This is a genomic window from Cupriavidus taiwanensis (assembly GCF_900250115.1).
Classification (GTDB): domain Bacteria; phylum Pseudomonadota; class Gammaproteobacteria; order Burkholderiales; family Burkholderiaceae; genus Cupriavidus; species Cupriavidus taiwanensis_B.
In genome coordinates this window covers 248,720-271,008 of the sequence record NZ_LT984803.1, presented here as the reverse complement: position 1 = coordinate 271,008, position 22,289 = coordinate 248,720, and the positions used below count along the sequence as shown (strand labels likewise).

The window sequence follows — 22,289 nt, the reverse complement described above, 5'->3', positions numbered from 1 at the left end:
TGCCATGCAAGACGGTCTGCGGGTCCTGTTTGTCGAAGACGAGCCGCTGGTGCGGCAGGCCACGGCGCAAAGCCTGGAGCTGGCCGGCTTCCGCGTGCTGGCGCTGCCCTCGGCCGAGGCCGCGCTGCCGCACCTGCACGGCGCCTTTGCCGGCGTGGTGGTGACCGACGTGCGCCTGCCCGGCGCCAGCGGGCTGGAGTTGCTGCAGCACTGCCGCAATGCCGCGCCTGGGGTGCCGGTCATTCTGGTGACCGGCCACGGCGACATCACCATGGCCGTGCAGGCGATGCGCGAAGGCGCCTATGACTTTATCGAAAAGCCGTTTGGCGCCGACCGCCTTACCGACACCGTGCGCCGCGCACTGGAACGCCGCGCGCTGGAACTCGAAAACCAGGCGCTGCGGCGCGAACTGGCCGGCCCCGCCGCCGGCACGCGCATCATCGGCCGCTCGCCCGCGATCGAGCAGGTGCGCGCGCTGGTGGCCAATGTCGCGCCCACCGACGTGCCGGTGATGATCAACGGCGAGACCGGCACCGGCAAGGAACTGGTGGCGCGCAGCCTGCACGCGCTGTCCGGGCGCGCCGAGGGGCCGTTCATCGCGCTGAACTGCGGGGCCGTGCCCGAGGCCATCTTCGAGAGCGAGATGTTCGGGCATGAGGCCGGCGCCTTCACCGGTGCCGGCAAGCGCCGCATCGGCAAGCTCGAGCACGCCTCGGGCGGCACGCTGTTCCTCGACGAGATCGAAAGCATGCCGCTGGCGCTGCAGGTCAAGCTGCTGCGCGTGCTGCAGGAAGGCTCGCTGGAGCGGCTGGGCTCGAACGCGTCGGTGCAGATCGACGTGCGCATCGTCGCCGCGGCCAAGGGCGACATGGACGCGCTGGTGGCGCAAGGCACCTTCCGCGAAGACCTGTATTACCGGCTCAATGTCGTCACCATCGCGCTGCCGCCGCTGCGCGAGCGGCGCGAGGACATCGTGCCGCTGTTCGAGCATTTCTCGCTGGTGTCGGCGGTGCGCTACCAGCGGCCCGCGCCGATCCTGTCCGAGGCGCAGCGCCAGGCGCTGGCCCAGCGCCCGTGGCCGGGCAACGTGCGCGAGCTGCGCAACGCCGCCGACCGCATGGTGCTGGGCGTGCCCGAGGGTGGCCAGGCCGGCGCCCAGGCGGCGGGCCCCGACGAGAGCGCGCCGCTGCGCGAGCGCATGGAGCACTTCGAGCGCGCCGTGATCGCCGACGCGCTGGCGCGCACCGGCGGCGCGGTCAGCCAGGCCGCGGACCTGCTGCAGGTCGGCAAGGCCACGCTGTACGACAAGATCAAGCGCTACGGGCTGTGAGGTCATGCGCGCTTCATCGCGCTGCCACGGCACCGTCACATTGGCGGCCTATGCTTGGTGTGCGGCTGCGGCATTGGCAGGTGCCCGCCGTGTGTATCAGTCTTCGTGGTAATTGACGGCCCCGCGCATGCGGGGCGTTTTTTTGGCCAGGCGCCGCCGCGCCGCTTCACACCCGCCACACATTGACCTCACCCCGGCTGGCCAGACTGGAGTCCTTCGCCCTCCGGAAACTGCCATGTCCTCCTTCGACTACGACCTCGTCATCGCCGGCGCCAGCTTTGCCGGCGCCGCCTGCGCCCTGGCCGCCGCGCGCGCCGGCCTGCGCGTGCTGGTGCTGGAACGCAAGACCGATCCCGGCGACAAGCTCCATACCACCGGCATCCTGGTCAGGGAAGCGATCGAACAGACCTGGCTGGGGCAGGCGCCGGCAGCTTGCGTGCATCGGGTCGAGCAGGTGCGGCTGTACTCGCCCCGGCTGCGCAGCATCGACCTGAGCGCGCCGGGCTACTATTTCCACACCACCGATACGCCGCGGCTGATGCGCTGGCTGGCCGCGGAGCTGGTGCGCCACCGGGTCGAGCTGCGCCTGGGCCAGGCCTTCGTCGGCGCGGTGCCGCGCCCCGGCGGCTGGCATGTGACGGGCGTGGGCCATACGCGCTATCTGGTCGGCGCCGATGGCGCGCAGTCGCGCGTGGCGCAATGTGCCGGGCTGGGGCGCGCGCACAGCTTCCTGTATGGCGTGGAGTACGAGTTCCCGGGACTGGCGCTGCCGCAGCCCGGCGCGCTGCACTGCTTCATCACGCGCCGCTTCGCGCCCGGCTATATCGGCTGGATCGCGCAGAACCCCACCGGCGTGCAGGCCGGGCTGGCGCTGCGCTACCTGCCGCGGCGCGGCCGCGCGCCGGACCTGGACGGGCTGCTGGCGCACGTGCGCGAGCGCGCCGGCCTGCCGCAGCTGTCGCAGCCGGCCGCTACGCGCGCCGGGCTGATCCCGTGCGGCGGCCCGGTGTTGCCGCTGGCGCGCGACGGCGTAATCCTGACCGGCGATGCCGCGGGCATCGTGTCGCCGCTCACTGCGGGCGGCATCCACTATGCCTTTGCCCACGGCGAGTCGGTCGGCCACGCGGTGGCCGCGCACCTGCTGCGCGGGGGGCCGGCACCGGAAGCCGTGGCCAACGCCAGCGCACCGCGCTTTCGCGCCAAGCGCGCGCTGAGATGGATGTTCGAGCGCTTCCAGTGCGACTGGCCGTTCGACCTGCTGCTGTATTCGCCGCCGCTGCGCCGGGCCGCGGAGCAGGTCTATTTCCACCGGCGCGGCGCGGAACCGGCACCGCCGGCGCGGGCGCGGGCGGCGTCCAGCGCCTGAACGGCTAGAATTCCTGGCATGGAACAACCGCGGATCCTGGTGGTGGAAGACGAGCAGGCCATCGCTGACACCATCCTCTATGCCCTGCGCACCGACGGCATGCTGGCCGAGCACTGCACGCTGGGCGGCGACGCGCTCGCGTGCCTGCGCGCCGCGCGGGCCGACCTGGTGATCCTGGACGTCGGGCTGCCGGACCTGAGCGGCTTCGAGGTCTGCCGCACGCTGCGCACCTTCAGCAATGCGCCGGTGATCTTCCTGACCGCGCGCCATGAAGAGATCGACCGCATCGTCGGGCTGGAGATCGGCGCCGACGACTACGTGGTCAAGCCGTTCTCGCCGCGCGAGCTGGCCGCGCGCGTGCGGGCCATCCTGCGCCGGGCGCGCGGCGGCCCCGCCACGGCCAGGCCCGGCGCGGCCACCGGCTTCACCCACGACCAGGACGGCGCCCGCCTGGCGTACCACGGCCAGTGGCTGGCGCTGACGCGCTACGAATACCTGCTGCTGGCGTGGCTGGTGGCGCATCCGGGCCGCATCTATTCGCGCGCGCAGCTGATGGATGGCGTGTGGGCCGGCGCGCTCGACACCAGCGACCGCACCATCGACACCCATATCAAGACCCTGCGCGCCAAGCTGCGCGAGGTGTCTGCCGAGGGCGCCGAGCGCATCCGCACCCATCGCGGCATGGGCTATTCGCTTGAGCCCTGAGCGCGCGCCATGCATATCGGCCTGCGCATCTTCTTCGGTTTCTTCCTGATCGTGGGCCTGGCCACGGTGCTGACGCTGCGCGTGTTCGTGCAGGAGGTCAAGCCGGGCGTGCGCCAGGCCATGGAAGACACGCTGATCGATACCGCGCACGTGCTGGCCGCGCTGGCCGCCGACGACCTCAAGGCCGGCCGCATCGCCGACGGCGCTTTCGCCCGGCAGATGGCGGCGCTGCGCGAGGTGCCGGTCAATGCCGAGGTCTCGGGGCTGCACAAGGACAGCATCGGCTACCGCGTCTACGTGACCGATGCCAGCGGCATCGTGCGCTTCGACTCCACCGGCACCGACGTGGGCCGCGACTACTCGCGCTGGAACGACGTCTACCTGACGCTGCGTGGCCAGTACGGCGCGCGCAGCACGCGCGCCGACCCCGCCGACGAGGCCAGCACGGTGATGCACGTGGCCGCGCCGGTGCGCGATGGCGAGCGCATCATCGGCGTGCTGACCGTGGCCAAGCCCAATGCGGCGATGGCGCCGTTCATCGCGCGCAGCCAGCACAAGATCCTGCTCTACGGTGGCCTGCTGATCGGCACCGCCTGCGTGATCGGGCTGGCCTGCACGCTGTGGCTGGCGCATGGATTGAGCCGGCTGCGCGGCTACGCGCGCGCGGTCGCGGCCGGCGAGCGCGCCGAGATGCCGCTGCGCGGCGCGGGCGAGCTGGCCGAGCTGGGGCGCGCGGTGCAGGGCATGCGCGAGCGGCTGGAAGACAAACAGTACGTCGAGCACTACATCCACACGCTGACCCACGAGATGAAGAGCCCCCTGGCCGCCATCGGCGGCGCGGCGGAGTTGCTGCAGGAGGAGATGCCGGCGGCCGACCGCCAGCGCTTCGTCGCCAATATCCGGACCCAGTCCGGACGGCTGGAGACCATGATCCGCAAGCTGCTGGCGCTGGCCGAGGTGGAACAGCGCCAGCGCCTGGAGGTGCGCGAGCCGGTGCCGCTGGCGCCGCTGCTGGCGCAGCTGTGCGCCGAACTGGAGCCGCGCGCGCGCCGGCGCGGCGTGGCGCTGCAGTGCGATGCCGGAGCCGGGTCCGGGGCCGATTCAAGCCACGTCGCCGGCGACCCGTTCCTGCTGCGTCAGGCCATCGCCAACCTGCTCGACAACGCCATCGACTTCGCCCCGCCGGGCACCACGGTCGCGGTGCGGCTGCAGCGCCGCGGCGACGCGCTGGCCATTGCCGTGGCCGACCAGGGGCCCGGCATTCCCGACTACGCGCTGCCGCGCGTATTCGAGCGCTTCTACTCGCTGCCGCGCCCGCACGGTGCGGACAAGAGCACCGGCCTGGGCCTGTGCTTTGCGCGCGAGGTGGCCACGTTGCATCATGGCGACGTGACGCTGGCCAACCGCCCGGGCGGCGGCGCGCTGGCCGAGCTGGTCCTGCCGGCGGCCTAGCGCCACACGCCGGCAGGACCGGCATAGACTTGGGCTTCTAACGTGACCGCGCGGAAACTCCCTATAATCGAACGACCGTTCATTTAGGGCGCGTTCCGCGTGCCCGCCAGTAGTTCAGGAGACACCATGCCCGCCGCCAAGCAACTGCCCCAGGCCCTGCAGAACCTGGCCCTGCCCGTGATCGCCTCGCCCATGTTCATCGTCAGCTACCCGGAACTGGTGCTGGCGCAGTGCAAGGCCGGCATCGTCGGCTCGTTCCCCGCGCTCAATGCGCGCCCGGCCGAGCTGCTCGACGAGTGGCTGACCCGGATCGGGGACGAACTGGCCGCCTTCAAGGCCGCCAATCCCGGCGCACCGGTAGGCCCGGTCGCGGTCAACCAGATCGTGCACGCCTCCAACGCGCGCCTGGAGCATGACATCAGGGTCTGCGTCGAACACAAGGTGCCGATCTTCATCACCTCGCTGCGCGCGCCGCCCAGGGAGTTGATCGACGCGGTGCACGGCTACGGCGGCATCGTGCTGCACGACGTGATCAGCCTGCGCCATGCCGAGAAGGCGATCGAGGCCGGCGTCGACGGCCTGATCCTGGTCGCCGCGGGCGCCGGCGGCCATGCCGGCATGCTGTCGCCGTTCGCGCTGGTGGGCGAGGTGCGCAAGATCTTCGACGGCCCGATCGCGCTGTCGGGCTCGATCGCCACCGGCGAGGCGGTGCTGGCGGCCCAGGCCATGGGCGCCGACTTTGCCTACGTGGGCACGCGCTTCATCGCCTCGCAGGAGGCCCACGCGGCCGAAACGTACAAGCAGTCGATCACCAGCTCGGCCGCCGCCGATATCGTCTACACCAACCTGTTCACCGGCGTGCACGGCAACTACATCCGCGAAAGCATCAGCAACGCGGGCCTGGACCCGGACAACCTGCCGATGGCCGACAAGAGCAAGATGGACTTTTCCAGCGGCAGCTCCAAGGCCAAGGCGTGGAAGGATATCTGGGGTGCCGGCCAGGGCGTGGGCCAGATCCACGACATCCCCGGCGCCGGCGAGATCGTCGCGCGCATGAAGGCGGAGTACGATGCCGCCAAGGCGCGGCTGGGGATTTCGCGCTGACCGATCCATTACCAGGGGCCGCTTAGCGGCCCTTTGTCCGACCATTGCGGCCTTCCGACACTGACCTTTCGCCCGATCCTGAAGCCGTGCCAAGCCACCGGCAGCGCGTGCTGCGCGCCGTCTGGGTAACGCTGGGCGGGCTTTGCCTGCTGCTCGGCGTGATCGGCATCTTCCTGCCGGTGCTGCCGACCACGCCCTTCGTGCTGCTGGCCGCGGCCTGCTTCGCGCGGGGCTCGCGGCGCTTCCATGACTGGCTGCTGGGGCATCCGCGCTTCGGTCCGCTGGTCAGCGACTGGCAGCGGCATCGCAGCATCCCGTTCAAGGCGAAATGCCTGGCGCTGTCGATGATGTGGCTGTCGATGGGGACCACGGCGTGGCTGCTGCGCGGGCGGCCGCTGGTATCGGCGGCGTTGCTGGCTTGCGCGGTGGGGGTGAGTGTGTGGATGGTGCGGTTGCCGACGCGGCCGGGGGAAGGCGGGCGGGAGTCTTGAGGTTGGGGTCTGTCGACGGTCTTTACTTCGTGGAGGCTCCGGCCCTCTCCCCCACCCCTCTCCCGCGCGCGGGAGAGGGGAGCGAATGCACGGGGCGCTGGCAAGCTCTAACGCCCTAGCAGGCGGACGGTTTGCTCCCCTCTCCCGCCTGCGGGAGAGGGGCCGGGGGAGAGGGCCGGCGGGTCAACGAAGTCTGAAGCTGCCAGCCGGGCCCCGGCTCAATCGTAGCGGCGCGCGTCCTCGATCAACCTCCCGTCCTGCGGCAACGATCCCGCCGCCACGAACGCCACCTCGCCTCGCAGCCGCATCACCTCGCGCAGCGACTCGGCCACCGCGCGCTGCAGGTCGGCGTCTTCACGCGTCGCCTCGCAGTGCAGCGTCATCACGTCGGCGCCCGGGTCGCCTGTCACCACCAGCCGCGCCGCGCGGATTTCCGGATGGCGCCGCAGCACCTCGGCCACCTGCCCGGGATGCACGAACATGCCCTTGACCTTGGTGGCCTGGTCGGCGCGCCCGAGCCAGCCCTTGAGGCGGACATTGGTGCGGCCGCACGGGCTGGGCCGCTGCGACGACGCCGGCACCACCGCCGACAGGTCACCGGTGCCGAAGCGGATCAGCGGATAGTCGCCATTGCCCAGCACCGTCACCACCACCTCGCCGGTCTCGCCCTCGGGCATGGGGCGCGAGCCGCCGGGCTCGACGATCTCGACCAGCACGCCCTCGTCCACCACCCAGCCGTCGCCGCCTTCGGTTTCATACGCGATCAGGCCGACATCGGCGGTGCCGTACATCTGCTGCACGCGCACCCCGCGATCGCGGAACCAGTTGCGCAGCGACGGCGGCAGGGCCTCGCCCGAAACCAGCGCTTTGGCCAGGCTGGTGCAGGGCGTGCCGAGTTCATCGCCGCGCTCGAGCAGCAGCTTGAGGAACGACGGCGTGCCGGCATAGGCCGCCGGCTGCAGGCTGGCCAGCGCCTGCACCTGCGAATCGGTCTGGCCGACGCCGGCCGGGAACACGCAGCAGCCCAGACGGTGGGCGCCGCTTTCCATCATCATGCCGGCCGGCGTGAAGTGGTAGGAGAAGGTGTTGTAGACCAGGTCCCCGGCGCGAAAGCCGGCGGCGTGCATGGCGCGCGCGGTGCGCCACCAGTCGGCGTCGTGGCCGTCGGGTTCGTGGATCGGGCCGGGCGACTGGAACACGTGGCGCAGCTTGCCCAGCGGCGTCGCGTTGAGCCCGCCCAGCGGCGGCAGCGCGCGCTGGCGTGCGCTCAGATCAGACTTGCGCGTCACCGGCAGTTCGGCCAGCGCCGCGCGCGAGGTCAGCAGGCGCGGATCGACGCCAGCCAGCAGGTCGGCAAAGTAAGGCGCGTGTTCGCGCGCGTGGGCCACCTGGCGTGCCACGGCGGCAAGGAGCGCCTGCTCGCGGACTTCCGGCGCGCGGGTTTCGAGCGGATCGAAGTATTCGGGCATGATGCTGTGCGTCAGGGAATGGAATGCAGCCTGCCGCGCGCCGCCGGGCGCGTGGTGGCAAGGCCGGGTGAAAAACAGGCGCTTGCTAGGCCAGCCAGCGCTTGCGGCGGCGGTAACTCTTGACGTCGCGGAACGATTTGCGGCCGGGGCCGTCGGAGTCGTTGGCGGCCACGCCCAGGTAAAACTCCTTGACGTCCTCGTTGGTGCGCAGCGACTCGGCGTCGCCGTCCATCACCACGCGGCCGTTCTCGAGGATGTAGCCATAGTCGGCGTAGCGCAGCGCCACCATGGTGTTCTGCTCGGCCAGCAGGAAGCTGACGTTCTCGCGCGAGTTCAGGCCGCGCACGATCTCGAAGATCTCCTCGACGATCTGCGGCGCCAGTCCCATCGAGGGCTCGTCCAGCAGGATCATCGCGGGCTTGGCCATCATGGCCCGGCCGATCGCGCACATCTGCTGCTCGCCGCCGGAGGTGTAGCCCGCCTGCGACTTGCGGCGCGTCTTCAGGCGCGGGAAGTATTCGTAGATCTTCTCCAGCTCGTCGCGGGTCTGGCCGCGCGACAGGCCGCGCGTGTAGGCGCCGGTGAGCAGGTTTTCCTCGATGGTCAGGTGCGCGAAGCAGTGGCGCCCTTCCATCACCTGGATCACGCCGCGGCGCACCAGGTCGTTGGGGGTGAGCTGGTCGACGCGGTCGCCGCGGTACTCGATCGAGCCCTTGGTGACATCGCCGCGCTCGGCCTGCAGCAGGTTGGAGATGGCCTTGAGCGTGGTGGTCTTGCCCGCGCCGTTGGCGCCCAGCAGCGCCACGATCTTGCCCTCCGGCACCTCGAGCGAAACGCCCTTGAGCACCAGGATCACATGATCGTAGATGACTTCGATGTTGTTGACGGACAGGAGGCTCATGGTGCGGCTCGTGGTGGTGTGGCGATGTTGCGGTGGACTTTCAGCTTGCTGCCGGTGTACTCCCTCTCCCGCTGACGGGAGAGGGGAGCAAGCCGTCGGGAGTCGAGGGCCATCAGCTCTTCGAGCACCCCGGCGTAATCCCCTTCTCCTTGGCGTACTGCGCCGCGGTGGCCTTGAACAGCGGGTGGATCAGGCCCTTGTTGCCCTCGATCCAGTCCGACACCACCACCCACTTGCTGCCGTCCCACTGCTGGATCTTCACCTTGCCCGAGCCTTCGTGGTTCTCGCAGCTGGTCTTGATCTCCGGCAGCAGGCCGGTGGCGCCCAGCTGCTGCAGGCGGGCGTTGGTCAGGTTCAGGTTCTCGAAGGCCCAGCGCATCTGTTCGCCGGTCATGGGCTTGCCCTTGCCGAACTTGGCCTGCGCCACGCGCACCGCTTCCACCGTTACCACCGCCGCCGACACGCCGCGGTTGTACAGCACCGAACCGACCTTGTTCTTGTCCTGCATATTGCCCTTGCCGGCGCCGTACACCACCTTCTCGATATCGGCGATCAGCGGCACGCTCTTGCCGGCAACGTTCCAGGTCGCGCTCATGTAGCCCTTCGAGGCATCACCGGCCGGAACCGTGTCTTCCTCGGAGCCCGCCCACCAGGAGCCGATCATCTTGTCGCGCGAGAAGCCGACCTTCTGCGCCGCCTTCAGCGCGGTCTGGTTCATCACGCCCCAGCCCCAGAAAATCACGTAGTCGGGGTTCTCCTGGCGGATCTTCAGCCACTGCGCGCCCTGCTCGTTGCCGGGGTGCGCCACCGGGATCTCGACCAGGTTGAACTTGCCCAGCCGCGCCTCGGCCTGCAGCGCCACGATCGGCTCCTTGCCATAGGCAGAGTCGTGGTACAGGTAGACGATCTTCTTGCCGGCCAGCGAGCCGCCGCTCTTGCTGGCCAGGTACTTGACGATGGCCGAGACCTGCATCTGGTACGTGGTCACCAGCGGGAACGCATACGGAAACACCGAGCCGTCGACCGCGTCGGTGCGGCCGTAGCCCATCATCACCAGCGGCACCTTGTCGGCCGCGGTCTTGTCGACCAGCGCGTACGAGATGCCGGTCGACATGGCGTGGTAGGCGGTGCCCTTGGTGGTGGCGTTCTTGGCCTTCAGGCGCTCGTAGCACTCCACGCCCTTGGCGTTGTTGTACTCGGTCTCGCACTCTTCCCAGCTCAGCTTGACGCCGTTGACACCGCCGTCCTTGAGGTTGACGTAGTTGAGGTAGTCGATGAAGCCGCCATACCAGGACTGCCCGTTGGCGCCATAGGGCCCCACGCGATAGCTCGGCAGCGCGATGAACTGCTCGTTGCTTTGCGCCAGTGCCGGCACCGCCGGCGCCAGCAGTGCAGCCGCGGCGCTGACCACCAGGGCGGCGCGTTGCACGTTGCGGATCAGGTTGGTCATGACAGTCTCCTTCGCCCTCGGTGGAGCGTTTCGTTATGCGTAAGCTTCAGTACTTCACACAGGAACTGCGGTGAATCGGGAACCCCGCTCCGTCAGTGCGGGAACGGCCACAGCCTCAGCTTCTCCTTGGCGATCTGCCACAGACGGGCCAGTCCGTGCGGCTCGACGATCAGGAAGAAGATGATCAGCCCGCCGAACACCATCAGCTGGATGTGCGACACGGTGGCATTGGTAAAGGGCAGGTGCAGCAGCGATGCCAGCGGCGGCAGCACGTTGTCCAGGAAGATCGGCAACAGCAGGATGAAGGCCGCGCCCAGGAACGAGCCCATGATGCTGCCCACGCCGCCGATGATGATCATGAACAGCACGCGGAACGACAGGTCCAGCGAGAATCCGTCCGGCTCGACCGAGCCCAGGTAGCAGAACGCGTACAGCGCGCCGGCCACGCCGCAGTAGAACGAGCTGACCGCGAATGCCAGCAGCTTGGTGCGCATCAGCGGAATGCCGATGACCTCCGCCGCCACGTCCATGTCGCGCACCGACATCCAGGCGCGGCCGGTGGCCGAGCGCACCATGTTCTTGGCCGCCAGCGCCAGCACCGTGACGATCGCCAGCACGAACAGGTACTTCTTCACCGGGGTGTCGATGGCGAAGCCGAACAGGTCCAGCCGCTGCGCCGTGATCACGCCCGACGAGCTGTTGTTGGAGAACCAGGGAAACTTGGTCAGCGCCCACACCACGAAGAACTGCGCCGCCAGCGTCGCCACCGCCAGGTAGAAGCCCTTGATGCGCAGCGACGGCAGGCCGAACGCCACGCCCACCATCGCCGCCGACAGGCCCGCCAGGATAAACGTCAGCAGCACCGGCATGCCTTCGATGCGCAGCTGGAAGTTGTAGGCCGCATACGCGCCCACCGCCATGAAGGCCGCGGTGCCCAGCGACAGCTGGCCGGCATAGCCGGTCAGGATATTCAGCCCCAGCGCCGCCAGCGAGAAGATCAGGAACGGGATCAGGATCGCCGAGAACCAGTATTCCGACCCGATGAACGGGACCGCCACGAAGGCGATCGCCATCAGCACGGCAAAGCCGATGCGGTCCTGGCGGATCGGGAAGATCTGGCTGTCGGTGACGTAGCTGGTCTTGAACTGGCCGGCCTCACGATAGAACATGGCAACTCTCCTGTGCGAAGTCGGTCAGACGCGATCGATATGTTTCTCGCCGAACAGCCCCTCGGGCCGCACCAGCAGGAACAGCAAGGCAAACACGTACGGGAACCACCCTTCGATGCCGCCGAAATTGCCACCAAACACCGACTGGAACACCGGCGGGATATAGATCTCGGCCAGCTTCTCCGAGGCGCCGATGATCAGCCCGCCGACGATGGCGCCGGGCACCGAAGTGAAACCGCCCAGGATCAGCACCGGCAGCGCCTTCAGCGCGGTCAGCGTCAGCGCGAACTGCACGCCATTGCGCGAGCCCCACAGCATGCCCGCCACCAGCGCGACGAAGCCCGCCACGCCCCATACGATGGCCCAGATGTTCTGCAGCGGGATGCCCAGCGACAGCGCGGCCTGGTGGTCGTCGGCCACCGCGCGCAGCGCGCGGCCGACCTTGGTGTACTGGAAGAACAGCGCCAGCGATCCCACCAGCGCGCCAGCGATGGCCGCGGCGGCAAGGTCGAACTTGGAGATAACGATGTTGAAATTGGTCAGGATCGATTCGATCGGCTCGTCGACGATGCCCAGGTTGATCGGGCGCACTTCATTGCCGAACAAGAGCGGCCCCAGACCTTCGAGGAAGAACGACAGCCCGATGGTGGCCATGAACAGCGTGATCGGCGGCTGGTTGACCAGCTTGCGCAACACGAAGCGCTCAGTGCTCATGCCGACCAGGATCATCACCACGAAGGCGCCGATCACCGCCGCCCACATCGGCATGCCCTTGTCCATCAGCCCCACCACCGCCAGCGCGGCAAAGTAGACCATCGCGCCCTGGGCAAAGTTGAACACGCCCGAGGCCTTGTAGATCAGCACGAAGCCCAGCGCCACCAGCGAGTACATCAGTCCCGACAGCAGGCCGCCGAGCAGGATTTCAAAGAAGAACGTCATGGTTTGCCTTTGCTTGCATCTGTTGGTCTACCAATACCGCTGTCCGGCTCCCCTCTCCCGCGCGCGGGAGAGGGGAGCAAACAATCAGTGCGATGTTCCCAAATACGCCTTGATCACGTCCGGATTGCCCTTCACCTCCTCCGGCGTGCCATCCCCGATCTTCTTGCCATAGTCCAGCACCACCACGCGGTCGGAGATATCCATCACCACGCCCATGTCGTGCTCGATCAGCACGATGGTGGTGCCGAACTGCCGGTTCACATCGAGGATGAAGCGGCACATGTCCTGCTTCTCTTCCACGTTCATGCCGGCCATCGGCTCATCGAGCAGCAGCATCGACGGCTCGGCGGCGAGCGCGCGCGCCAGCTCGACGCGCTTCTGCAGGCCGTACGGCAGGCGCCCCACCGGAGTCTTGCGGATCGACTGGATTTCGAGGAAGTCGATCACCTCCTCCACCTTCTGCCGGTGCCGCATTTCCTCGTTGCGGGCCGGGCCCCACCACAGCGCGTGCGCAAACCACGAGGTGCGGAACTGCGTGTTGCGACCGGTCATGATGTTGTCCAGCACCGTCATGCCCTTGAACAGCGCGATGTTCTGGAACGTGCGCGCAATGCCCTGGCGCGCCGCGGCGGTCGGGTGCATCTGCTTGCGTTCCTCGCCGCGGAACACGATGCGCCCCTGCTGCGGGTGGTAGACGCCGTTGATCACGTTCAGCATCGAACTCTTGCCGGCTCCGTTCGGGCCGATGATGGCGCGCACCTCGTGCTCGCACACGTCGAACGAGATATCGGTCAGCGCCTTGACCCCGCCGAACGACAGCGAGATGTGCTGCAGGTCCAGGATCACCTCGCCGCCGGTGCGCGCCTGCGCGCCGGTGCGCTGTTCATGGCGGATGCCGGGATGCATCCCGCTGTCATCCACCAGCCCCGCCGGGGGCAACGGTCCTGCCGGCGCCATCGCACCGCCACTGCCGGCGCCGCTCGCATCGGTGCGTGCCGCCGCCCATTCGCGCTTGCCGGCGCCTTGCCAGGCCACTTGTGTCATCTTGCTGCCTCCACCTGTGCTCTTATGCCGCGCGCGCCGCTACCGGCAGCCGCCTGGCATCGACCAGCTTCAGCGTGGCCGACACGCTGCCCTCGCGCCCGTCTTCAAACTTGACGCGCGTCTCGATGAACTGCTCGGACTTGCCCGCATAGAGCGCGTCGACCAGCACGCCGTACTTCTCCGCGATAAAGCCGCGCCGTACCTTGCGCGTGCGGGTCAGCTCGTCGTCGTCCGGATCCAGCTCCTTGTGCAGCACCAGGAAGCGCGCGATCTGCGATCCCGCCAGCATCGGGTCGTTGGCAAGGTCCGCATTCACCTGGTTCACGCATTCGCCGATCATCTCGAGCACGTCCGGCTGCGCGGCCAGGTCGACATAGCCCGCGTACGGCAGGTGGCGGCGCTCGGCCCAGTTGCCCACTGCCTCGAAGTCGATATTGATGAAGGCGCAGACCTGGTCGCGGCCGCTGCCGAAGGCCACCGCTTCCTTGATGTACGGGAAAAACTTGAGCTTGTTCTCGATGTACTTGGGCGCGAACATCGAGCCATCGGCCAGCTTGCCCACGTCCTTGGCGCGGTCGATGATCTTCAGGTGGCCGTCGGCGTCGATCACGCCGGCGTCGCCGGTCATGAAGTAGCCCTCGTCGTTGATGGCCTCGCGCGTGGCATCCTCGCGCTTGTAGTAGGACTTGAGCAGGCCCACGCCGCGCACCAGCACCTCGCCGTTGTCGGCGATGCGGATTTCCATGCCCGGCGCGGCGGGTCCGACGGAATCGAACTTGACCTTGCCGTCGGGCTGCAGGCACACATAGGCGCAGGTCTCGGTCTGGCCGTAGAACTGCTTCAGGTTCACGCCGATCGAGCGGTAGAAGCGGAACAGGTCCGGGCCGATGGCCTCGCCCGCGGTATAGGCCACGCGGATGCGGCTCATGCCCAGCACGTTGCGCAGCGGGCCGTAGACCAGCGCTTCGCCCAGCGCATAGCGCGCGCGCTCCACCGCCGACACCGGCTGGCCGTCGAGGATGTCAGTGCCGCAGCGGCGCGCCACGTCCATGGCCCAGTGGAACAGCTTGCGCTTGATCCAGCCGGCATCCTCCATGCGGATCATCACCTGCGTCAGCAGGCCTTCGTAGATGCGCGGCGGCGCGAAGTAGTAGGTGGGGCCGATCTCGCGCAGGTCGGTCATCACCGTTTCGCGCGATTCCGGGCAGTTCACCGTAAAGCCCGCCACCATCGCCTGCGCATACGAGAACAGGTTGTCGCCGACCCACGCCATCGGCAGGTAGGACAGCACGTCGTCATCGGCGTCGAGCTTGTCGAAGGCGCAGCCGTTGCGCGCCGAGCCGATCAGGCCATGGTGCGAATGGCACACGCCCTTGGGCTTGCCGGTGGTGCCCGAGGTATAGAGGATGATGGCGGTGTCGTCGGGCTGCCCGGCAGCGATGGCCTCGTCATAGAAGCCAGGATGGGCCTGGTCGAACTCGCGCCCCAGTTCCTGCAGGCGCTGGTACGACATCAGCGAGGGATGGTCGTAGTCGAGCAGCCCGCGCGGGTCTTCGAAGATGACGTGGCGCACGGTGCGGCCCGATTCTGCCAGCTGCGCCTCGACTTCGAGCAGCTTGTCGACCTGCTCCTGGTCCTCGACGATGGCGAACTCGATTTCCGCATCATTGAGCACGTAGACCATCTCGTTGGCGATGGCGTCCTGGTACAGCGGCACCGGCACGCCGCCCAACGCCTGCGCCGCGGTCATGGCCCAGTACAGGCGCGGACGGTTGTCGCCCACCACCGCCAGGTTCATGCCACGCTTGAAGCCGAGCGCGGCCAGACCACATGCCAGCGCCCTCACCTGCTGTGCCGCCTGGGCCCAGCTGTATGTCTGCCAGATGCCGAGATCCTTCTCGCGATAGGCCGGATGCTCCGGCCGCTGCTGGGCGTGCGCCAGCAGCCATCGCGGGAAGGTCGTCGCCGACGATTCCTGCATCGCTGTCTCCTGTCCCTCCGGCGTGGGGGTCCACGCCCGGTGTCAAGCGCCGGTCCGGTCGTTATACTTGGCTTGCTTTGCCCGGCGGCATCTGCCGCATCGCATCAAGCCCGTCTGTGCCTTGTGTTCAGGGGCCGGGAGAAGCGTCTGCTGCCTTCCCGGCGTGTCCCTTGTGGCACCCGCGGTTCCGTTGTGATCGTACGATAGCCCATGCCAACAACCCCGGTTGTCACGCCGGTGACAATTCCGGGTTAATCCCTACCGGAGCTTCCGCGAGGCCATGCTGAACGATTTTGTCGACCGCTGCGTGTGGGCCGCAGACCTGAGCCCCGAGCAGCGCGAGCGCGTGCGCCGCGCCATGTTCGTGCACGAGTACAGCCAGGGCGACTACGTCTGCCACAAGGGCGACAAGGCCGAGCACTGGCTGGGCGTGCTTGAAGGGATCGTCAAGATCACCACGGTGTCGCCGTCGGGCAAGTCGGTCACCTTCACCGGCGTGCCCACCGGCGGCTGGTTCGGCGAAGGCGCGGTGCTGAAGTCGGAGATCCGCAAGTACGACGTGATGGCGCTGCGCCGCTCGACCATCGCCTTCCTGCCGCGCGACACTTTTCAGTGGCTGCTGGATACCAGCCTGCCGTTCACGCGCTTCCTGCTGACGCAGTTCAACGAGCGCCTGGGGCAGTTCATCGCGGCGGTGGAATATGAGCGGCTGCTCGACATCGACTCGCGCGTGGCGCGCGCGGTGTCGTCACTATTCAACGAGCACCTGTATCCGGGCATCGGCAAGACGCTGGAAATCTCGCAGGAAGAAATCGGCCTGCTCGCCGGCATCTCGCGCCAGCGCGCCAACCAGGCGCTGAAGGTGCTGGAACAGCAGGGGCTGGTGCGGGTGGACTACGGCGTGATCGAGGTGCTGGACCTCGACGGACTGCGGCAGTACGGAGAGTAAGGTGGCCAGCGCCATCGACGCCGAGACCCTGCGGGCGTATCGCGAAACGCACTACCGGGTGCTGGGCGACACGCCCATGACCTTGCGCATCGACCAGCCCAGCGCCGCGCTGGCCGCGCTGCAGCGCGCGCTGGGGGTGGACTGCAGCGCCTTCATCACGGCGGCCAACCCGTTCAGCCAGCGCTGCGACGATGCCGCCAACCTGCGCCGGCAACAGGCACTGGCTCAGGAACTGGGTGCGCTGGGACGGCGCACGATCGAAGCCGCCGGCGAACATCCCGATAATGGCTGGCCCGCCGAACCAAGCTTCCTGGTGCCCGGGCTGTCGCTGGCCGATGCTCGCGCCCTCGGCCAGGCCTACCAGCAGAACGCCGTGGTCTGGAGCGGCGCCGACGCGGTGCCGCGACTGGTACTGTTGCGCTGACCGGGCCGACCCGGCCCCGCCAGCGCCGTCGCCAGGATCAGTGCCCGTGGCCGCGATGGCCGTGATGACCACGATACCCATGGCCGTGGTGGCGATAGTGGTGATGGCGGTGGTGATGGTGCCGGCCGCGCCATTCGTGGCGCCCATACCAGCGCCGGCCATCCCAATAGCGGTCGCCATGCCAGCCGTGATAGCGCGGCGCATACACCACGGGAGGCGGTGGCGCCACATAGACCGGCGCCGGCGCGACATAGACCGGTGCGCCGATATGCACGCCTACATCCACATGCGCCATCGCCGAACGCGCAGCCAACAGGGACATGATGCCAGCGAGCAGCGCTGCAAAAAGAACCGGGTGAGCCATATGCGGTGTTGTCGTAAACGGAATGGGTGCACTCTACCGCGCATTCCTGTTACCAGATGCGGCGGATTGTTTCGGCATATAACGCGGTGTAAGCGGGATTGAACGGAACCAGCGCCGGCGACAAAAAAGACAGCGGCCGCCCGAAGGCGGCCGCCGGTGCACGCGGCAGTACCGGTCTGATTTACTTGCTATACACGTACACCCCCCGCCCCGTCTTGCGCCCCAGGTAGCCCGCGGCCACCATCTCGCGCATCAGCATCGCCGGGCGGTACTTCGGATCGGCGAACTCGGTGTACAGCACTTCCATCACCGCCAGCATGGTGTCCAGGCCGATCATGTCGGCCAGCGCCAGCGGCCCGATCGGGTGGTTGCAGCCCAGTTTCATGCCCTCGTCGATCTCTTCCGGCGAGGCCAGGCCTTCGCCCAGCACGCAGAAGGCTTCGTTGATCATCGGGCACAGGATGCGGTTGACGACGAAGCCCGGGCTGTTCTTGACCGTGATCGGGTACTTGCCCAGTTCCCTGGCCAGCGCTTCGACCGCGGCGTGGGTGGCGTCGCTGGTCTGCAGGCCGCGGATCAGTTCGACCAGGGCCATCACCGGCACCGGGTTGAAGAAGTGCATGCCGATGAAGCGGTCGGCGCGCGCGGTCATGGCGGCGAGCTTGGTGATCGAGATCGACGAGGTGTTCGACGCGATGATCACGTTGTCGCCGACGATGCCGTCGATCTGCTTGAGGATCTTGATCTTGAGGTCGTAGTTCTCGGTGGCGGCCTCGATCACGATGTCGGCAGCCTTGAGATCGTCATACGACGTGCTGCCCTGGATCCGCGCCAGCGCGTCGGCCTTCTGCGCCTCGGTCAGCTTTTCTTTCTTGATCAGCCGGTCCAGGCTGCCGGACACCGTGGCCACGCCCTTCTGCACGGCGGCGTCGCTGATGTCGACCATCACCACATTCAGTCCCACGACCGCGCAGGCCTGGGCGATGCCATTGCCCATGGTGCCCGCACCGACGATGCCTACTGTCCTGATTGCCATCTTCTCTTCCTCTGTCTGGTGTTGTTTATCGATGTGTGGTGTCAGCCTGGCTGCTTGGCCAGCGCGGCGATGATGCGTTCGGCATGGCCCTTGAGCACTTCCGGCTCCTGCATGTCGCGCGCGTGCCCGCGCAGCGCCTGGTCGTTGTAGCGCGGCACGATGTGGAAATGGACGTGCGGCACGGTCTGGCCCGCCGCGGCGCCGTTGAACTGGCCGATCGAGATGCCGTCCGGGCTGAAGGCCGCGCGCACCGCGCGCGCCACGCGCTGGGTGGCGACGATGGCTGCCTGGGCGCCGCGCTCCGACAGGTCGAACAGGTTGACCGCGGCTTCCTTGGGCACCACCAGCGTATGGCCGTCGGCCTGCGGCATGATATCCATGAAGGCGATGGTGTCGTCGTCCTCGTACACCTTGATGCATGGCATTTCGCCGCGCAGGATCTTGGCAAAGATGTTGTTCGGGCTGTACTGGGTATCCATGGTCTTGTGTTGCGGTTGTCTCGGGTTTTGTTGCCGCCAGGCGCTACGGTGCGGCGCAGCATTCGAGTGTAACGCAGGGCGGCCCTTACTGCGGCCGCCCTGCGCGATTACCGGTCAGCGCGTGGATCCGGGTCTACATATTGCGCCGGTATTGCCCGCCCACCTCGAACAGCGCATGCGTGATCTGCCCCAGCGAGCAGACCCGCACCGCATCCATCAGCACCGCGAACACGTTCTGGTTGTCGATCACCGCCTGGCGCATCCGCTGTAGCATCGCCGGCGCTTCGCCGGCATGCGCCTGCTGGAATGACTGCAGGCGGTCGAGCTGGCTCTGCTTCTCGGCCTCGCTGGAGCGCGCCAGCTCCAGCTTCTGCGGCACCGGATCGCCTTCGGGATTGCGGAAGGTGTTCACGCCTATCAGCGGCAGCGTGCCGTCGTGCTTGAGCTGCTCGTAGTAAAGCGATTCCTCCTGGATCTTGCCGCGCTGGTAGCCGGTCTCCATCGCGCCGAGCACGCCGCCGCGCTCCGCGATGCGCTCGAACTCCTGCAGCACCGCTTCTTCCACCAGGTCGGTCAGCTCCTCGATCAGGAAGCTGCCCTGGTTGGGGTTCTCGCACTTCGCCACGCCCCATTCGCGGTTGATGATCAGCTGGATGGCCAAGGCGCGGCGCACCGATTCGCCGGTGGGCGTGGTGATGGCCTCGTCGTAGGCATTGGTGTGCAGCGAGTTGCAGTTGTCGTAGATCGCGATCAGCGCCTGCAGCGTGGTACGGATGTCGTTGAAGTCGATCTCCTGCGCGTGCAGCGAGCGGCCCGAGGTCTGGATGTGGTACTTGAGCTTCTGGCTGCGCTCGTTGGCGCCGTACTTGTCGCGCATGGTCACGGCCCAGATGCGGCGCGCGACGCGGCCCAGCACGCTGTACTCGGGGTCCATGCCGTTGGAGAAGAAGAACGACAGGTTGGGCGCGAAGTCGTCGATGTGCATGCCGCGCGCCAGGTAGGCCTCCACATAGGTGAAGCCATTGGACAACGTGAAGGCGAGCTGCGAGATCGGGTTGGCGCCGGCCTCGGCGATGTGGTAGCCCGAGATCGACACCGAGTAGAAGTTGCGCACCTGGTGGTGCACGAAGTACTCCTGGATATCGCCCATCACCTTGAGCGAAAACTCGGTGGAGAAGATGCAGGTGTTCTGGCCCTGGTCTTCTTTGAGGATATCGGCCTGCACCGTGCCGCGCACGTTCTGCAGCACCCACGCGCGGATCTTGGCCTCTTCGTCGGCGCTCGGGTCGCGGCCGTTGTCGGCGCGGAACTTGTCGAGCTGCTGGTCGATGGCGGTGTTCATGAACATCGCCAGGATGGTCGGCGCCGGGCCGTTGATGGTCATCGACACCGAGGTGCTCGGGCTGGTCAGGTCGAAGCCGTCGTACAGCACCTTCATGTCATCGAGCGTGGCGATCGACACGCCCGAGTTGCCCACCTTGCCGTAGATGTCGGGGCGCACATGCGGGTCTTCGCCATACAGCGTGACCGAGTCGAACGCGGTCGACAGGCGCTTGGCGTCCATGCCCTCGGACACCAGCTTGAAGCGCCGGTTGGTGCGGAAGGCATCGCCCTCGCCGGCGAACATGCGGGTGGGGTCTTCGTTCTCGCGCTTGAAGGCGAACACCCCGGCGGTGTACGGGAAGCTGCCGGGCACGTTCTCGCGCATCAGCCACTTCAGCACCTCGCCGTCGTCCTCGAAGCGCGGCAGCACTACCTTGCGCACCTTGGTGCCCGACAGCGTGGTGGTGACCAGCCCGGTGCGGATCTCGCGGTCGCGGATCTTCACCACGTATTCGTCGCCGCTGTAGGCTTCGCGCATCTGCGGCCACATCGCCAGCAGCTTGCGCTCGACCTGGCCCAGCGCGCTGTCGCGCTCCGCGGCCAGTGCGTCGAGCGCGGCGCCGACATCGCCCTGGCCCTGCGCGGCGCGCAGCATGCGGCCGGATTCGCGCAGCTGCTGGCGCTCGCGCGCGATGCGGCTCTGCTCGGCGACGCGGCGGTGGTAGCCGCGCACGGTGTCGGCCAGCTCGGCGAGGTAGCGGCTGCGTGCCGGCGGCACGATCACGTTCTGGCCGGTGGAGATGCGCCCTGCCAGGACCGGCAGCGCGCCCGCCTTCACCTTCAGGCCGTGTCGGGCCAGCGCCTCACGCAGGCCCTGGTACAGCATGGTGACGCCGTCGTCGTTAAAGCGCGACGCCTGCGTGCCATACACCGGCATGTCCTCCGGCTTGCCGTGCCATTGCTCGCGGTTGCGCTGGACCTGCTTGGCCACGTCGCGCCAGGCATCCTGCGCGCCCTTGCGGTCGAACTTGTTGATGGCGACGAAGTCGGCGAAGTCGAGCATGTCGATCTTCTCGAGCTGGCTGGCGGCGCCGAACTCGGGCGTCATCACGTACAGCGACAGGTCCACGTGCGGCACGATCGCGGCGTCGCCCTGGCCGATGCCGGAGGTCTCGACGATCACCAGGTCGAAGCCCGCCACCTTGCACGCGGCAATCGCGTCGGGCAGCGCCTGCGAGATCTCGGAGCCCGCCTCGCGCGTTGCCATCGAGCGCATGAAGATGCGCGGATGGTTGATCGCGTTCATGCGGATGCGGTCGCCCAGCAGCGCGCCGCCGGACTTGCGCCGCGACGGGTCGATCGAGATCACGGCGATCGACAGCGCATCCTGCTGGTCCAGCCGGAAGCGGCGGATCAGTTCGTCGGTCAATGACGATTTTCCGGCGCCGCCGGTGCCGGTGATGCCGAGCACGGGAATCGATGCCTGCTGCGCCTGCGCATGCATCGCCGCCACCAGCGCCGCATCGGCCTTGCCGTTCTCGAGCGCGGTGATCAGCTGCGCCAGCGCGCGGCGGTCGCCGGCGGCAACCGCATCGAGCGAGGCGGGCGCGTAACGCGACAGGTCGATGTCGCAGCGCTGCACCATGTCGGCAATCATGCCGGCCAGGCCCATGCGCTGGCCGTCCTCGGGGCTGTAGATGCGAGCCACGCCGTAGGCCTGCAGCTCGCAGATCTCGTCGGGCACGATCACGCCGCCGCCACCGCCGAAGACCTGCACGTGCGCGCCGCCCTTGTCGCGCAGCAGGTCCACCATGTACTTGAAGTACTCGACATGGCCGCCCTGGTAGCTGGAAATCGCAATCCCCTGCGCGTCTTCCTGCAGCGCCGCGGTCACGATCTCCTCGACCGAACGGTTGTGGCCGAGGTGGACCACCTCGCAGCCGTGCGACTGGAGGATGCGGCGCATGATGTTGATCGAGGCATCGTGGCCGTCGAACAGCGACGCCGCAGTGACGAAGCGCACCTTGTTGGCCGGGCCGGTGCCTGGCTGCACCGGCTTGGGCTGGGGCGCGCCGCGGCGCACATCATGGACATCGGAAAGGTCGGTCATTGTCTCCACCGTGTCGGGTCTTGGCTGCGACCGCGGCGTGCGCCGGCGCCGTTCTGTGCCGGCTTGGCTGCCAACGCGCGGGCTGCGCCCCGGGGTCGGGGCGGATCGATTGTATGACGTTGACGTTAACGTAAATCAATGGGGCGGAACCCGGACGGCGGGGTGCCGGCGTCCTTATAGAGTAGGTGTCCGCGGGCCGCGGA

Annotated in this window: 19 protein-coding genes; 8 read left to right on the top strand and 11 right to left on the bottom strand. The window is 67.8% G+C overall.

All coding sequences use genetic code 11. From position 1 onward, the window contains the following. Positions 1 to 4 precede the first annotated feature (4 nt). The 6 genes from CBM2586_RS01325 to CBM2586_RS01300 all read left to right on the top strand — a co-directional run bounded on the left by CBM2586_RS01325 (position 5) and on the right by CBM2586_RS01300 (position 6,448). Entirely contained in the window at positions 5 to 1,330 is a 1,326-nt protein-coding gene (locus tag CBM2586_RS01325; protein ID WP_115663207.1) for a sigma-54-dependent transcriptional regulator, read from the top strand. Between the two features lie 235 nt (positions 1,331 to 1,565). Continuing rightward, positions 1,566 to 2,696 carry an NAD(P)/FAD-dependent oxidoreductase gene (locus CBM2586_RS01320; protein ID WP_115686668.1) on the top strand — a complete coding sequence of 377 codons (1,131 nt, stop codon included), beginning with the start codon at positions 1,566 to 1,568 and terminating at the stop codon, positions 2,694 to 2,696. Positions 2,697 to 2,714: 18 nt separating this feature from the next. Next, positions 2,715 to 3,401, top strand: coding sequence for a two-component system response regulator CreB (gene creB / locus CBM2586_RS01315; RefSeq protein ID WP_115686667.1), 687 nt, complete (start codon positions 2,715 to 2,717; stop codon positions 3,399 to 3,401). Positions 3,402 to 3,410: 9 nt separating this feature from the next. Beyond that, positions 3,411 to 4,853, top strand: a complete 1,443-nt coding sequence (creC, locus tag CBM2586_RS01310) for a two-component system sensor histidine kinase CreC (RefSeq protein ID WP_115686666.1) — start codon at positions 3,411 to 3,413, stop codon at positions 4,851 to 4,853. Between the two features lie 126 nt (positions 4,854 to 4,979). After that, on the top strand, positions 4,980 to 5,957 hold the full coding sequence (locus CBM2586_RS01305) for an NAD(P)H-dependent flavin oxidoreductase (protein ID WP_115663211.1): 978 nt from the start codon (positions 4,980 to 4,982) through the stop codon (positions 5,955 to 5,957). Between the two features lie 86 nt (positions 5,958 to 6,043). Further along, positions 6,044 to 6,448 carry a YbaN family protein gene (locus CBM2586_RS01300; RefSeq protein WP_115663212.1) on the top strand — a complete coding sequence of 135 codons (405 nt, stop codon included), beginning with the start codon at positions 6,044 to 6,046 and terminating at the stop codon, positions 6,446 to 6,448. A gap of 218 nt (positions 6,449 to 6,666) precedes the next feature. Here CBM2586_RS01300 and CBM2586_RS01295 read toward each other — a convergent pair whose 3' ends face one another. The 7 genes from CBM2586_RS01295 to CBM2586_RS01265 form a co-directional block, all read right to left on the bottom strand. Beyond that, entirely contained in the window at positions 6,667 to 7,917 is a 1,251-nt protein-coding gene (locus tag CBM2586_RS01295; protein WP_115663213.1) for a phenylacetate--CoA ligase family protein, read from the bottom strand. 85 nt (positions 7,918 to 8,002) lie between these two features. Further along, the gene (locus tag CBM2586_RS01290; protein WP_115686665.1) at positions 8,003 to 8,818 is read right to left on the bottom strand and encodes an ABC transporter ATP-binding protein; all 816 of its coding nucleotides are present in this window, start codon (positions 8,816 to 8,818) and stop codon (positions 8,003 to 8,005) included. A gap of 112 nt (positions 8,819 to 8,930) precedes the next feature. After that, positions 8,931 to 10,268 (bottom strand): ABC transporter substrate-binding protein, encoded by a 1,338-nt coding sequence (locus CBM2586_RS01285; RefSeq protein ID WP_115663214.1) that lies wholly within the window; start codon positions 10,266 to 10,268, stop codon positions 8,931 to 8,933. 92 nt (positions 10,269 to 10,360) lie between these two features. Further along, positions 10,361 to 11,437, bottom strand: coding sequence for a branched-chain amino acid ABC transporter permease (locus tag CBM2586_RS01280; RefSeq protein WP_115663215.1), 1,077 nt, complete (start codon positions 11,435 to 11,437; stop codon positions 10,361 to 10,363). Between the two features lie 24 nt (positions 11,438 to 11,461). Then, on the bottom strand, positions 11,462 to 12,376 hold the full coding sequence (locus CBM2586_RS01275) for a branched-chain amino acid ABC transporter permease (RefSeq protein ID WP_029046687.1): 915 nt from the start codon (positions 12,374 to 12,376) through the stop codon (positions 11,462 to 11,464). 84 nt (positions 12,377 to 12,460) lie between these two features. After that, positions 12,461 to 13,420 (bottom strand): ABC transporter ATP-binding protein, encoded by a 960-nt coding sequence (locus tag CBM2586_RS01270; protein ID WP_115663216.1) that lies wholly within the window; start codon positions 13,418 to 13,420, stop codon positions 12,461 to 12,463. A 22-nt stretch (positions 13,421 to 13,442) separates the two neighbouring features. Continuing rightward, complete coding sequence (locus tag CBM2586_RS01265) at positions 13,443 to 15,401, bottom strand: AMP-dependent synthetase/ligase (RefSeq protein WP_115663217.1); 1,959 nt, start codon at positions 15,399 to 15,401, stop codon at positions 13,443 to 13,445. 280 nt (positions 15,402 to 15,681) lie between these two features. Between CBM2586_RS01265 and CBM2586_RS01260 the strand changes: the two genes are divergently transcribed. Together CBM2586_RS01260 and CBM2586_RS01255 are read left to right on the top strand one after the other, a co-directional pair. After that, positions 15,682 to 16,350 carry a Crp/Fnr family transcriptional regulator gene (locus CBM2586_RS01260; RefSeq protein ID WP_012351564.1) on the top strand — a complete coding sequence of 223 codons (669 nt, stop codon included), beginning with the start codon at positions 15,682 to 15,684 and terminating at the stop codon, positions 16,348 to 16,350. 1 nt (position 16,351) lies between these two features. Further along, positions 16,352 to 16,774: a DUF3293 domain-containing protein gene (locus CBM2586_RS01255; RefSeq protein ID WP_115663218.1), complete on the top strand. Its 423-nt coding sequence runs from the start codon at positions 16,352 to 16,354 to the stop codon at positions 16,772 to 16,774. A gap of 37 nt (positions 16,775 to 16,811) precedes the next feature. On the opposite strand, the gene CBM2586_RS01250 is transcribed toward CBM2586_RS01255, so the two are convergent. The 4 genes from CBM2586_RS01250 to icmF all read right to left on the bottom strand — a co-directional run bounded on the left by CBM2586_RS01250 (position 16,812) and on the right by icmF (position 22,086). Next, positions 16,812 to 17,138: a hypothetical protein gene (locus CBM2586_RS01250; RefSeq protein ID WP_115663219.1), complete on the bottom strand. Its 327-nt coding sequence runs from the start codon at positions 17,136 to 17,138 to the stop codon at positions 16,812 to 16,814. A 181-nt stretch (positions 17,139 to 17,319) separates the two neighbouring features. Continuing rightward, complete coding sequence (locus CBM2586_RS01245; RefSeq protein WP_115686664.1) at positions 17,320 to 18,174, bottom strand: 3-hydroxybutyryl-CoA dehydrogenase; 855 nt, start codon at positions 18,172 to 18,174, stop codon at positions 17,320 to 17,322. 41 nt (positions 18,175 to 18,215) lie between these two features. Next, on the bottom strand, positions 18,216 to 18,653 hold the full coding sequence (locus CBM2586_RS01240; RefSeq protein WP_115663221.1) for an HIT family protein: 438 nt from the start codon (positions 18,651 to 18,653) through the stop codon (positions 18,216 to 18,218). Between the two features lie 133 nt (positions 18,654 to 18,786). After that, positions 18,787 to 22,086: a fused isobutyryl-CoA mutase/GTPase IcmF gene (gene icmF / locus CBM2586_RS01235; RefSeq protein WP_172587048.1), complete on the bottom strand. Its 3,300-nt coding sequence runs from the start codon at positions 22,084 to 22,086 to the stop codon at positions 18,787 to 18,789. Positions 22,087 to 22,289 lie beyond the last annotated feature (203 nt).